This is a genomic window from Comamonas odontotermitis (assembly GCF_014207855.1).
Taxonomy (GTDB): Bacteria; Pseudomonadota; Gammaproteobacteria; order Burkholderiales; family Burkholderiaceae_C; genus Comamonas; species Comamonas odontotermitis_A.
In genome coordinates this window covers 1-13,505 of the sequence record NZ_JACHKZ010000021.1, presented here as the reverse complement: position 1 = coordinate 13,505, position 13,505 = coordinate 1, and the positions used below count along the sequence as shown (strand labels likewise).

The window sequence follows — 13,505 nt, the reverse complement described above, 5'->3', positions numbered from 1 at the left end:
TGTTCCAGCCCGTGCACTTTGCTGACATTCATGCTTGTCCCGCTCGAATTGAGCGCGGCCAGCCTCGCCCGTGTACTGGGGGTGTTTCCACGAGCCGCAGGCGGTCAAGGTCACTGCAGAGGCCAAAATCAAGAATGCTGCTTTCATCCCGCTATTGTTAATTGAAGTTACAGAATTGTCTATGGCGCGAAGTGCACAAGACACTGTACATGCATACAGTGTTTCGCTACACTGCGAACTCCATCAACCAAGGAGTCACTATGTCAAACGTCACTGTCATGCTTCGGGATGCGCCTGCCAAGATGACCGACCAGGCCAAGCAGGAGATCGAGCAGAAGTTTTTCAAAGTCTTGCAAGGCGAGTTCCGCACACCGGAGGCGATGAGTCTGAGCTACAAGGCCTACATGACGGCCATGGGTGACGACGGGATTGTTCTGTCGAAGGACATGCAGAGCAAGGCTGAGTCGTTCCACAAGGCGTACATCAAGGCAACCCAGTTGGCCCTAGGTGCGCGGAAGATGAACGAAGAGACTCGCTTCGATATACGGATCGCGGCTTAACCATCATGCAGCCACGACATAAATAGCAAAGTAGAGCAAGTTACAGCACTATTCTCTGATGGTTAGTGTGATGGCTATTGATTATTTGTTGATGTGAAAATCATTATTAATCAATGGCTTAAATACTCTGTATATATTGGAGTGGGAGTGACTTTAGGTCCTTCAAGGACTATCGCCAGCTATCGATAGAATTGCAGTAACATGTTGATTTATAAGGAAATTTGTCTCGGTATCTATCGGTGGCTATCGCCGGCCAGCAAAAACGGTTGACGGTAGCGCTGACGGTAAGAATTGATGCGGAATTAAGACACTCTCGTTCACTATTGAGACTTTTACCGTCTTTGACGGTAAAAGCCTTCTCGGGAAAGCTTGTTTCATGCGGCTTTCCGGGCATCAGCGGGTCTCCTGGTCCCTGACGGTAAAAGCCGTCAAAAAAACAGGAGAAAACCACGATGCTGACCGACACAGCGCTGCGCAATCTGAAGCCTAAGTCATTGACTTATAAGGTTTCTGACCGGGATGGGATGTGCGTGACGGTATCGCCCGCAAATACCGTCACCTTCCGCTACGACTACCGCCTCAACGGACGCCGCGAGACCTTGACCATCGGCCGCTACGGGGCCAGGTGGTATTTCGCTGGCAATGGCGCGCGAACTGCTCCTGGAGGCGCGCAAAGCCGTTCTCCAGGGCATCTCGCCCGCGCTGGAAAAACAACGCGACAAGCTCCGGGTTCGCGCCATCAAAACCTTCGGCGCGGCGATGGAGACGTATCTCGCCCATACGAGGTGGGCCGACAGCACCCGCGCCGCGCGCATGCACATCATCGACCGGGACATCCTGCCGGTCTTCCAGAATCGCCTGCTGACCGAAATTCAGGCCGAAGACCTTCGGATCTTGTGCAACAAGGTCAAGGAGCGCGGGGCGCCAGCCAGGTGAGCTTCGGGCAGAGCCGGGTGCAGATGGTGTGGAACCGCATCATCCTGCCGGATACGTCTTCGCTGACGCTGGACAACCTAGTGGGCACTGACCCGGCGGGCTATGCCGGGCTGGAGGATGGGGTGGATCGGCATTGGGGCCGCATCCTGGCCGTCGCGGCCCTGACCACCTTGTTTTGGGGTCGGCGCGGAACTGGCAGCGCCAGAGAATCGACAGGATGGCAATCGCATCGTGATCGCTGGACGCGACGGTGCGCAGGACAGCATCAATCAGGTCGGGCAGGAGATGACCCGGCGCAACATGAACGTGCAGCCGACGCTTACGGCGCGGCAGGGCTTGCCGGTCCGGGTGATCGTGAACCGCGATTTACAGCTTCGTCCTTACCAGCCAATGTTCTTCAACCGAGGGGCCATGCGATGAACACAGCGAAAAAGCTGCGGCTTGGGCCGCTCCCCAAACTCGAATCCACGGAACTAACCTTCGCGTGCCCGGTCAGCCTGAAAGCCGACCTCGACCGCTACGCCACGTTACACGCGCAGGCGTATGGCGAAGCGGTCGATGCCACGACACTGATTCCTTACATGCTGGATGCGGTCATGGCGGGTGATCGAGGATTCAGAAGACTGCCGAGCAAGTGAAGCCTGGCTAGGGCAGGGTAGGGGGACTTGAAGTCGACGATGATTATCACACACTGATACAATGGCTTGGAAGCATATCTCGGGACTCTGGGGCTCATCATGAAACGGTGCATCGTCGGCATTCAACGACCAGATGGCGCGCATCCTCAGCGACCAAGGGCCGAAACGCCGCAGATTTGGTTCAATTCGTTGGCGTCGCTTGCTGCCGTGCTCTCAGATGACAACCGGCGCTTGCTGCGCCTAATCCACGAGAAGCAGCCGAAGTCACTAACAGAATTGGCGGAGCTCAGTGGTCGAAAGGTCCCGAATTTGTCCCGTACCTTGCGTCTGATGGCGGATTACGGTCTGGTTTCGTTGCAGCGCAATGTCCGGGATGTCCAACCGACTGCACTGGCGACTGAGTTCATGGTCGTGTTGGATTGATGGGTATAAACATGAGAGGGAACACGATGGCCAGAATGTGGATGGTGCGCGGCGAAGGCGGCAGCCTGTACGACGCTTTTCGGGAACGCAGCGTGGCTGCCGTGGGCTGGAACCAGTTGGCAGCCCATGCCAAGCCCGGTGTTGGGCGCAAGCAGTTGATTGCCCTGTACCAGTCCGCCGAGCCCCTTGCAAAACAAGGCACGGTGGTTTCGGGGGCATCCCAAGTCTGGCGCTTCGTCAACGACATTCAGGAGGGCGATTGGGTCATCACCTATTCACCCGCCAATCGCCTGTACTCAATCGGCAATGTCACTGGATCAGCCGAGCACCACCCCGAGTGGGCCGAGCAAGGCATGCCCCTGGCGCGCAAGGTGCAGTGGCAAGCGCAGGAACTGCTACGCGACAACTTGGGCGCGAGCAGCAAGAACAGTCTGGGTTCGACCCTGACCCTCTTCGAGGTACCGTCCAGCGCGGCAGCCGAAGTGCTGGCCGCACTGAAGGGCAAACCCGCGCCGGCAGTGGAAGAGGAAGCCGAGGAGGTCATCGCCGATCCACTGGCCGACATTGAGTCTCAGGCGCTGGAACGCATCAAGGATCGGGTCAACGAACTGGAGTGGGATGACATGCAGCAGTTAGTCGCCGGCATCCTGCGCGCCATGGGCTACAAGACCCAGGTCTCTCCGCCCGGCTCCGACCGCGGAAAGGACATCGTGGCCTCGCCAGACGGCTTCGGCTTCGAACATCCGCGCATCGTCGTAGAGGTCAAGCATCGCAAGGGGCAGATGGGTAGTCAGGAAATCCGCAGCTTCCTCGGCGGCCGCCACAAGGATGACCGCGGGCTGTATGTCAGCACGGGCGGTTTCAGCAAGGACGCCCTGTACGAAGCTGACCGCGCCTCCATTCCGTTGGCGATGTGGACGCTGGACCACGTAGTGCGGGCTCTGATTGAGCACTACGACGGGACCGATGCTGAAACCAAACGGATCGTGCCGTTGAAGCGGCTGTACTGGCCGGCCTAACCAAAAAAGAAGATGGTTCAATAACAATGAGCGTTAACTTTCAGCAACTCGCCAATTTCATCTGGTCGGTAGCCGACCTGCTGCGTGGCCCCTATCGTCCGCCGCAGTACGAGCGCGTCATGCTGCCGCTCACGGTGCTGCGTCGCTTCGATGCCGTGCTGGCGCCGAGTAAGGAGGCCGTGCTCAAGCGCTACGAGCCGCTCAGGGCGAAGAACATCCCGAACATCGACGCCATCCTCAACAACCTGGCCAAGGATGAGGAAGGAACCCCGCTGGGTTTTCACAACCACAGCCCGCTTGACTTTCAAAAGCTCAAGGGCGACCCCGATAACATCGGCCGTCACTTGTCTGACTACATCGACGGTTTCTCAGAGAACGTCCGCAAGATCTTCGAGCGCTTCGAGTTCGACAAGGAGATCGAGAAGCTCGAAGAGTCCAACCGTCTTTACCAGGTGGTGTCCCAATTCGCCGAGATCGACCTGCACCCCAAGCGGGTGGACAACATCACCATGGGACTGGTGTTCGAAGACCTGATCCGGCGCTTCAACGAGGCCGCAAATGAAACTGCTGGTGACCACTTCACCCCACGTGAAGTCATCCAGCTCATGGTCAACCTGCTGCTGGAGCCCGACACCAGCGTGCTCACTCAGTCCGGTGTCATCGTTACCATCTGCGACCCCGCATGCGGTACCGGCGGCATGCTGGCCGAAGCGCAGAACTGGATTCGCGCCCATAACGATCAGGCCACAGTCAAGGTGTACGGACAGGACTACAACCCGCGCTCCTATGCTGTTGCCGCATCCGACCTGCTCATCAAGGGCCAGAAGGATAGTCGCGTCGAGCTAGGCAATACCCTGATCGATGACCGCTTTGAGGACATGCACTGGTTCGACTACCTGCTTGCTAACCCGCCTTTTGGCGTGGACTGGAAGGCGGAGAAGAAGGTCATCGACCGCTGGCCCAGTTTCCGTGGCCAAGGGCCGAACGGGAAGATATACCGAGGCAAACTCCCCCGGATCAACGATGGTGCGCTGCTCTTCCTGCTGCACATGATCAGCAAGTTTGCCGACTACCAACCGGGTAACAAGGATTTGCCGGGCTCGCGGGCCGCCATCGTCTTTAACGGCTCCCCCTTGTTCACCGGGGGCGCCGGCAGCGGCGAAAGCGAGATCCGCCGCTGGATCATCGAACACGACATGCTCGAAGCCATCGTCGCCCTGCCCGAGCAGATGTTCTACAACACCGGCATCGGCACCTTCATTTGGGTGGTCACCAACCGCAAGGCTGCGCACCGCAAGGGCAAGATCCAGCTCATTGACGCCCGCGAACGTTACACGCCGATGAAGCGCAGTCTGGGTGACAAGCGCCGCTACCTGGACCAAGCCGCGCTCGACGCCGTTACCTGCGAACACGGTAAGTGTTCGGACATTACTAGCTGGGTCCGGTTGGACAAGGACGAGAAGCCGCAGGAATGGTCATCGAATAGACCAAAGGATGAGGCGCTAGAGGGTCAGAAGTGGATTGAGCGAACCACCAGCCGCGTGTTCAATGACACCGACTTCGGTTACCGCCGCATCACCGTGCTGCGTCCGCTGCGCCTGCGCTTCCAGATCACCGAGGAGGCCCGCGAACGTTTCCTCAATACCTGCCCCGAGCTGTTCGACGCCCTGCAAGCGGTGCAGGACGAACTTGGCACCGAACCGTTGTTGGACTGGAACCAGGCCTGGGCCACTGTGCACCAAGTGTTCAAAATCCTGCCCGACGACGTCGAAGGCTGGGCCAAGGGCGCCAAGGGCACTGCGCAGAAAAAAATCTTCCGCGACTGCTTTGCCACCGTGGACCCTGATGCCACGCCGGTGATCGCTAAGCATCACAAGGCAGACCCTTTGGAGGATGCCCGTTACTTTCCGGGCCAAACCCTGCCCACCGACCTCACCACGCAGGGCCTATATGTCCTGCTCGGCCTGCATCGCGATGGCAAGAAAGGCTTCGTTGAGTACGAGCCCGACCCGGCGCTGAAAGACGCCGAGAACATCCCGCTGAAAGAAGACATCGTCAGCTACTTCCTGCGTGAAGTGCGACCCTACGTGGCCGATGCCTGGATCGACCGCGAAACGCTGGACGAGCAGGATGGCGGCATCGGCAAGGTGGGCTACGAAATCAACTTCAATCGCGTATTTTTCCAATACCAGCCACCGCGCCCGCTGCATGAGATTGATGCGGAGCTGGCTGGCGTGGAGCAGCGGATTCTGGAGTTGTTGCGGGAGGTGACGGAGTGACTGCCTGCCCGTTGTTTCAGCCTGAAAATGCGAGTCAGCGTTGGCGAGCAACACCGCCACCGCATTGGCCCTTGAAGCGCCTGAAGTGGTCAATATCCGGAATACATAACGGTATCTGGGGCGATGAACCCGATGGCGAGAACGACATCATCTGTATTCGAGTCGCAGATTTTGATCGCATACGCCGGTCAGTTGCCAACGAGCCAACCACTATTCGTTCGGTTGCAATGAGCTCTCGTGAACAACGAGTTTTACAGGAAGGCGATTTGCTTATCGAAAAATCCGGTGGTGGCGACAATCAGTTGGTTGGGTGCGTAGTTCACTTTGGTCATGCCTTCGAGGCAGTTTGCTCAAATTTCGTTGCTCGCATCCGACTTCAAGATGGAATGCTGCCGCAGTATTGGAGCTATGTTCATTCATCGCTTTACTCCGCGCGGTTAAACTTTCCGGCGATCAAACAAACCACTGGAATCCAGAATCTCGATGCTGAAGCTTACTTCAACATCAAAGTTGCCTTTCCACCCATACAAGAGCAAAGGACAATTGCCAACTATCTCGACCGCGAAACCGCCCGCGTCGACGGGTTGATTGCCGAGAAGGAACGCATGCTGGCGCTGCTTGAAGAAAAGCGCACCGCCCTCATTAGTCGCATCGTCACTCGCGGTCTCGACTCCAATGTCCCACTCAAACCCTCCGGCCAAGAATGGCTGGGCGAAATTCCGGTGCATTGGGGGCTGCAGCGTCTAAAGCAGCTTGCTGATGTGCGAGGTGGTTTGACGCTGGGCAAGCAGTATTCTGGGGAATTACTGGAGTACCCGTATCTACGCGTCGCAAACGTCCAGGATGGATACCTCAAGCTAGACGACGTGTCGACGGTTGAGGTACCCGTATCAGAGGCCGCGTCAAACCTTCTGGCATATGGCGATGTGCTGATGAACGAGGGAGGTGACATCGACAAGCTTGGCAGAGGTTGCGTTTGGCGAGACGAAATAGCACCTTGCCTCCATCAGAACCACGTTTTTTCTGTGCGGCCTCATTCAGTTGATTCCGATTGGCTGGCGCTTTGGACATCGACACTCCAGGCAAAGCGCTACTTTGAAAGCCGCGCCAAGCGTTCGACCAATCTGGCATCCATTTCTGGGTCAAACATCAAGGAGGTTCCGGTTCCATTGCCGCCGATCAACGAGCAACTCGCGATACAAAAATTTCTGGCAGATAGGCACTCGCGGCTTGAGATAGTCCGGGGTGAACTGCGGGACTCCTTGCGCCTTCTTTCAGAACGTCGCGCCGCGCTGATCACCGCCGCTGTTACGGGTCAGATCCCATTGTGAGGAAATGAGCGGATGAGACTGAAGAAAATCACACTCGCTAACTTTCGGGGTTTCGATCAACTCGACCTCAACTTTGCCGATGACGTGACGGTAATTGCCGGCGTGAATGGAGTCGGCAAGTCGGGCGTGTTGAAGGCTCTGACAAGTGCGCTGTCGCTGGGGCTGCCCAAGTTCACTGTTTCCAGAGAATCTGCGCTAGGCTTGAGCGATACAGACGTCCAATCGGGCAAACCTGGTCTATCCATGTCAGTCACGCTTGACCTAGATATGGCGAAAATCACTACCGACTTGACCCACGCGGCACCTCTGGCTGCTGACAAAGTAGAGACTCTGACAAAGCGTCGAGACGAGTTGCGCTTTGCCACACGCGAGACAAAGAAGGGCTCGAAAGAAGAGCAGGAAATCAACGATGAAGTCAGGCTGATTGAAATTCAGCTTGATCAAGCCTCGGACATCTCTGCTGTCCGCATTTTGCCCGACGATGCAGCAACTGATGTAGATGAACTGATTGCCTTCCTTAAGGAACGTCGTCAACAGCCACTTGCGGTGTTCTATACAACGTCACGTTTCCTGTCCCGACTGCCACCCGCGCTGCCCAAGCCAAAAAAACTTGATGCAGCGACTGCATATGACAAAGCGCTCAATCAACTGGAAGTATCGCTCAACGATTTTGCCAACTGGTACCGGGTTGTTGCTTCCGACTTTGCGTCCACCACGAAAGAGCGGTTATTCCAGCAGCTCGAACAGGCAATCAAGACTTTCCTTCCAGAGGTGCGCGACCTCGCGCTTCACGATGTACGACCCCCACGATTCAGCGTGGCAAAGAGTGGCCAGCCGTTGTTTCTTGAGCAACTCTCGGACGGTGAGCGCGGCCTGTTGGCGCTGGTTTTTGACCTCACCCGGCGGTTGGCCATCGCCAACCCGGATAGTAATAACCCTATCGCCGAAGGTGAGGCGCTGGTTCTGATAGATGAGATCGAGCTGCACCTGCATCCGAGCTGGCAACGTCGAGTACTAAGGTTGCTTCAGAGCACTTTCACTCGATGTCAGTTCGTTGTCTCCACCCATTCGCCACAAGTCATTGGTCAGGTTAAGCCTGAGAAGCTGCGGCTATTGCACCACGATGAGTCAGGAAAAGTCGTCGTGGCCAATGCATCTCAGTCCTTCGGCATGGATAGCAGTTGGATATTGCAGAACATCATGGGCGTTCCTGCTCGTGATTACGAGACAGAGCAGCGCATTTCTGCAGTTTATCAAGCCATTGATGAAGACAGGTTGGGCGAGGCGCGAAACCTTGCGGAGAAACTTCGCGCCGATATAGGTGATTTTCCTGATTTGCAGGAAGCCCTCGCACTGTTAGACCGATTCGTGCTGCTGAGGTCTGAATGAGAAGGATTGCAAAGACACACCCACCCCAGGAACTCACAGAGTGGCGCGACGAAAATCGTGAAGTCAATCACGCGTATCGGGACCTACTGGGAACAAAGGCGTATCACGACCTCAAGTCCAAATTGCTCCAAGAGCAAGGCTGGCTATGTGCTTATACGGGGCGGTCTATTGACAGTGGCTCATCCCATGTCGAGCATATTAAACCGCAGTGTGAATGCACTGAATGGGAAGACGTTGAATATCGGAACGTTGTTGCCTGTTTTCCCACAGATGGCGGTGACAAATCTCACGGATACGGTGCGCCGGTCAAGGCTAGTTGGTGGGATGAACAGCGGTTTGTTTCGCCACTTTCTGATGATTGCGAACGGCGTTTTCACTTCGTTTGGAGCGGACATGTACACCCCAGCCCTGACGGTCATGAAGGCGCGACAGAAACAATCAAGGTGCTCGGACTGGATGAAGAGTCCCTGCGCCAGTTGAGGAAAGCAAGAATCGATGGTTTCTTCGGTTTCGGATCAAGGACTCGGACTCGACCGTTGTCGATCAAAGAGGCAAGAGCTGTATTGGCTAACATTGAATGTCGTGACAACAACGAGCGGCTACAAGAGTTCTGCTTTGTACTCAAGCAGTTGCTTCCAAAGTACATCGCGCAGAAAGAGGGAGGAGCATGAAACGCACCAGCGAAACCGCATTCGAAACCGCCATCGAAGCCGTCTTGCTGGGCGACGGATACACACGGATCAATCCCAAAAGCTTCGACCGCGAACGCGCAATCTTCCCTGATGAGGCGCTGGCCTTCATCCGTGCCACCCAAGACAAGGTGTGGGACAAGCTGGAAGCGCTGCACGGCGAGCAGACCGGCGCGCGGGTGCTGGAATCACTGTGCAAATGGCTGGACACACACGGTGTATTGGCCACGCTGCGGCACGGCTTCAAGTGCTTCGGCAAGACTTTGCGCATTGCGTTCTTCCGCCCGGCCCACGGCTTGAACCCAGAGCTGGAAGCGCGCTACAAGGCCAATCGGCTGGGACTGACCCGCCAACTGCATTTCAGCCCCAAGTCGGAAAAGTCGCTGGATGTGGTGCTGTCGGTCAATGGCATCCCGGTGGTCACACTGGAACTCAAGAACCCCTTGAGCGGCCAGACGGCAGCCAATGCTATTCACCAGTACCGCCACGACCGCGACCCGCGTGAACCCATCTTCGTGTTCACCAAACGCACGCTGGTGCATTTTGCAGTGGATACAGAAGAAGTGCACATGGCCACGCGCTTGGCCGGTTCTGCCACCTACTTTCTGCCCTTTAACCTGGGTATGGATGGCGGTGCCGGCAACCCGCCCGACCATGACGGCCGCAATTACAAAACGGCCTACCTGTGGGAAGAAGTGCTACAGCGCGACAGCTTGCTCGACCTACTTGCCCGCTTTTTGCACCTGAATATAGAAGAGAAGACGACGGACGACGGTAAAAAAGTGCGCAAGGAAAGTCTGATCTTTCCGCGCTACCACCAGTTGCAGGCGGTACGCCAGATGGTGGCGGCTGCAGCAAGCGAAGGTGCGGGACACAACTATCTGATAGAGCATTCAGCCGGTAGTGGCAAGAGCAACACCATTGCGTGGTTGGCACACCGCCTGTCCAGCCTGCATAATGAAGACGACGAACGGCTGTTTGACAGCGTGGTGGTCATCACCGACCGCGTGGTATTGGACCGCCAGTTGCAAAACACGATTTACCAATTCGATCACCGCCAGGGTGTGGTGCAGAAGATCGACGAGAACTCGCGTCAGCTTGCAGAAGCACTCGAAGCCGGCGTACCCATCATCATCAGCACGCTACAGAAATTCCCGTTCGTAGCAGGGCAACTGGCCAAGCTCAACGAGGAGCGCGGGGAAGGCGGCAAAAGCCATCTGCCCACGCGCAAGTATGCAGTGATTATCGACGAGGCGCACAGCTCGCAATCGGGCGAAACGGCAACCGAGCTCAAGGGCGTGTTGGGTGGTGCCGAACTGCGCCGTAAGGCCCAGGAAATGGCCGAGGAAGAAGGCGAAGTCGAACTCGGGCGACTGTTCCGCTCTATGGCCAAGCGTGGCCACCAGCCGAACATGAGCTTCTTCGCCTTCACAGCTACGCCCAAACACAAGACGCTGGCGATCTTTGGCCGCAACGGCGAGCCCTGCCACCGCTACACCATGCGCCAGGCGATTGAGGAGGGTTTCATCGAGGACGTGCTGAAGAGCTACGTCACCTACAAGACCTATTACAAGCTGATTAAGAAGGCCGAAGACGACCCCAACGTCGAGCGCAAGAAGGCGGCCAAGGCGCTGGCCCGCTTCATGCGCCTGCACCCGCACAACATCGGCCAGAAGATCGAGGTAATGGTCGAGCATTTCCAGCAGTTCACCCGGCACAAGATTGGCGGGCATGCCAAGGCGATGGTGGTGACCGGCTCGCGTTTGGAGGCAGTGCGCTACAAGCTGGAGTTCGATCGCTACATCCAGGAAAAGGGATATCCGATAAAGAGCCTTGTGGCGTTTTCCGGCACAGTGGAAGACAATAAGGTTCCGGAGAGGTCGTACACAGAGGTGGAGATGAATGGCGGCCTGAAGGAAAAGGAGTTGCCTGACACCTTCGCCAAACCGGATTTCCGCGTGCTGCTGGTGGCCGAGAAATACCAGACCGGCTTCGACCAGCCGTTGTTGCACACCATGTACGTGGATAAGCGGCTGGCGGGCATTCAAGCCGTGCAGACCTTGTCGCGCTTGAACCGAACCCACCCACTCAAGGACGATACCTTCGTGCTTGATTTCGTCAACGAGCCAGACGAGATCCAGGAGGCCTTCCGTCAGTACTACGACGGCTCGGTAATGGGCGAGCAGGTCGATCCGGACAAGCTCTACGAGGTAAAGGCCGAGCTGGATGCCTCGGGCATTTACCTGCAAACCGAGATTGCCGAGTTTGCGCATGTGTTCTTTGCGCCTAAGCGCCGCCAGAGCCCCGGTGATCACAGGCTGATGAATGTGATTCTTGATCAAGCGGTCGCGCGCTTTGTGCAGTTGCAGAACAGCGAAGAGGATGAAGCGGAGTTGTGGCGCGGCAAGCTGCAGGCCTTTCGTAATCTGTACGGTTTCTTGAGCCAGGTGATTCCCTATCAGGACAGTGATTTGGAAAAACTCTTCACCTATCTGCGTCATCTCGCGCTGAAGCTGCCCAAGCGCAAGAGCGGACCGGACTATCGGTTCGACGAGGAAGTTGAACTCGATTACTACCGTTTGCAGAAAATCAGCGAAGGCTCGATCAGCCTCAATGAGGGCTATGCCAAACCGCTTGACGGCCCACGAGAGGTGGGCTCAGGCATGGTGCGTGAGGAACCCGTTACGCTGTCACGCCTGATCGACATCATCAATCAGCGCTTCGGCGGCGAATTGAATGATGCAGATCAATTGTTCTTCGATCAGATCACTGAAGCCGCAAGCCAGAACGAGTCCCTGCAGAAGGCAGCAGAGGTCAACTCCCTAGACAAGTTCCAGCTCGTATTTCGGCAGGTCCTTGAGTCACTATTTGTTGAGCGCATGGAGCTGAATGAAGAACTGTTCACTGATTACATGGGCAAGCCAGAGATGCGGGAGCTGGTGTCCAAGTGGTTGGGTAGCCAAGTTTACGCTCGTCTTTCGGATAGGGCACCGCAGAGCTAGATGTGCCGTTGAGCGAGCATGTGCTTGGTGGACCCGGTTCCTAAGTTAGGATAGGAGGTGATTGACAATAGAATCGAAAGTGTCGACGCCCCTCAAATCGTTCCATAACCCGCGCCAGCAAAAGGTGCGTGTTTTTGACGGTAAAAGGCGACGGTAAAGGTTCAGTCGATCATCAAAAATCCCTTTAATCACGCGGGCTTACGAGTCCCGTTGATGATGGAGTGGGAGTGATTAAGGTGGTTCCACGTTGTCTCAAATGGTGCCAATCCGGTACATAATTTTGTTGCTGGACATGGACTTGCGCGATCAAGTTGCCTCAACGTTGATCCGCAAGAAGCATGTAATCCCGGTGAAAATTACGTGCGGATTACGGCACAGAAATTGAGGCTTCCCGAAAGCAGATGTGGCACCGCAAGCTAGGCTTGCGGTACCCAAAATGCAGATATCGTGGAGCCTCAAATTGCTTGTGTGCAGTGAACTCGCTGGCCTTGCGCCGCGTGAATGGCTTCAAAAGGCGGGGTGAGAAGGGGATGGCCAAGGACATTCGAGCGGTAGGTGACCGCGCTCAATATCTGTGCCCGCACCCTCTATCGATTCACAGAACTGGGAATACCCCAGACGGTAGCCTTGGCATGGCTGCGTCTGGGGTTGGGGGATAGATCAATCTCAAATCGAGGGATGCAACCAAGCCTCTATTTACCCCAGCAGCTGGCAGCATCGCTGCTGGCGCCAGTAACATCGCGCACACCCGTATTGGTCAGCGTATAAGTGCCACACTTGTCGCCTGCCTGGGGGCCAGGGCTTTTGGGGATAGCCCGTAATGTGAAGGCACTCGCAGTATTACCCGATGCCAACTCAATGTTGTAACGTTTCTGAGGATCCGAAGTGTCATCAGCAAGCTTCCATTGCAAGGATTTTGGCAGCTGGGTCGGATAATTGCCCCCTGCTGTTGCGGCTCGCTCCATCCATTGCGCTGCTTGTAGCAAGCCCGCCCGCGCATCAGCCCGATGGCCTCGGCGAATGTATTCCTGGTAACTTGGTAGAGCGATCGCAGACAGGATTGCAACCACGGCCACCACAATCATCACCTCTATCAGCGTAAAACCGCGTTGCCAAGAAAGCGTATATTTTTTATGCATTTTCATGGCTTTGTTGCATAAATCGGTTTGAGACTGAGTCTCCCCAAACCCCAGACGTAGTTATGCCACGGCCACCGTTTGGGGCGTGCCCAGCTCGGTG

At 56.3% G+C, this 13,505-nt stretch carries 10 protein-coding genes and 2 pseudogenes; 11 read left to right on the top strand and 1 reads right to left on the bottom strand.

Annotated features, from left to right (window positions below; genetic code table 11):
• Positions 1–260: 260 nt before the first annotated feature.
• The 11 genes and pseudogenes from HNP33_RS15005 (at position 261) to HNP33_RS14955 (ending at position 12,266) form a co-directional block, all read left to right on the top strand.
• Positions 261–560, top strand: coding sequence for a hypothetical protein (locus HNP33_RS15005; protein WP_184709969.1), 300 nt, complete (start codon positions 261–263; stop codon positions 558–560).
• Between the two features lie 452 nt (positions 561–1,012).
• Positions 1,013–1,490: pseudogene (locus tag HNP33_RS15000) on the top strand (tyrosine-type recombinase/integrase); the annotation flags it as partial.
• Positions 1,487–1,916 (top strand): annotated as a pseudogene (locus HNP33_RS14995) (TrbI/VirB10 family protein); the annotation flags it as partial. The pseudogenes HNP33_RS15000 and HNP33_RS14995, both read left to right, overlap by 4 nt.
• A complete protein-coding gene (locus HNP33_RS14990) occupies positions 1,913–2,134 on the top strand; it encodes a DUF2274 domain-containing protein (protein ID WP_184709971.1) in 222 nt (73 codons plus the stop codon). The pseudogene HNP33_RS14995 and the gene HNP33_RS14990, both read left to right, overlap by 4 nt.
• A 99-nt stretch (positions 2,135–2,233) precedes the next feature.
• On the top strand, positions 2,234–2,557 hold the full coding sequence (locus HNP33_RS14985) for a helix-turn-helix domain-containing protein (RefSeq protein WP_184709973.1): 324 nt from the start codon (positions 2,234–2,236) through the stop codon (positions 2,555–2,557).
• A gap of 26 nt (positions 2,558–2,583) precedes the next feature.
• Positions 2,584–3,576 (top strand): restriction endonuclease, encoded by a 993-nt coding sequence (locus HNP33_RS14980; protein ID WP_184709990.1) that lies wholly within the window; start codon positions 2,584–2,586, stop codon positions 3,574–3,576.
• Between the two features lie 26 nt (positions 3,577–3,602).
• Complete coding sequence (locus tag HNP33_RS21095; protein ID WP_184709975.1) at positions 3,603–5,855, top strand: type I restriction-modification system subunit M; 2,253 nt, start codon at positions 3,603–3,605, stop codon at positions 5,853–5,855.
• Positions 5,856–5,926: 71 nt separating this feature from the next.
• Positions 5,927–7,186, top strand: coding sequence for a restriction endonuclease subunit S (locus HNP33_RS14970; RefSeq protein ID WP_221452090.1), 1,260 nt, complete (start codon positions 5,927–5,929; stop codon positions 7,184–7,186).
• A gap of 12 nt (positions 7,187–7,198) precedes the next feature.
• On the top strand, positions 7,199–8,575 hold the full coding sequence (locus HNP33_RS14965) for an AAA family ATPase (RefSeq protein WP_184709979.1): 1,377 nt from the start codon (positions 7,199–7,201) through the stop codon (positions 8,573–8,575).
• On the top strand, positions 8,572–9,246 hold the full coding sequence (locus HNP33_RS14960; RefSeq protein WP_184709981.1) for a retron system putative HNH endonuclease: 675 nt from the start codon (positions 8,572–8,574) through the stop codon (positions 9,244–9,246). Before HNP33_RS14965 ends, HNP33_RS14960 begins: the two co-directional genes overlap by 4 nt.
• Positions 9,243–12,266 (top strand): type I restriction endonuclease subunit R, encoded by a 3,024-nt coding sequence (locus HNP33_RS14955; RefSeq protein ID WP_184709984.1) that lies wholly within the window; start codon positions 9,243–9,245, stop codon positions 12,264–12,266. The genes HNP33_RS14960 and HNP33_RS14955 overlap by 4 nt, the downstream gene beginning before the upstream one ends.
• Positions 12,267–12,958: 692 nt before the next feature.
• Here HNP33_RS14955 and HNP33_RS14950 read toward each other — a convergent pair.
• Positions 12,959–13,411, bottom strand: coding sequence for a type IV pilin protein (locus tag HNP33_RS14950; protein WP_325064945.1), 453 nt, complete (start codon positions 13,409–13,411; stop codon positions 12,959–12,961).
• Between the last annotated feature and the right edge of the window lie 94 nt (positions 13,412–13,505).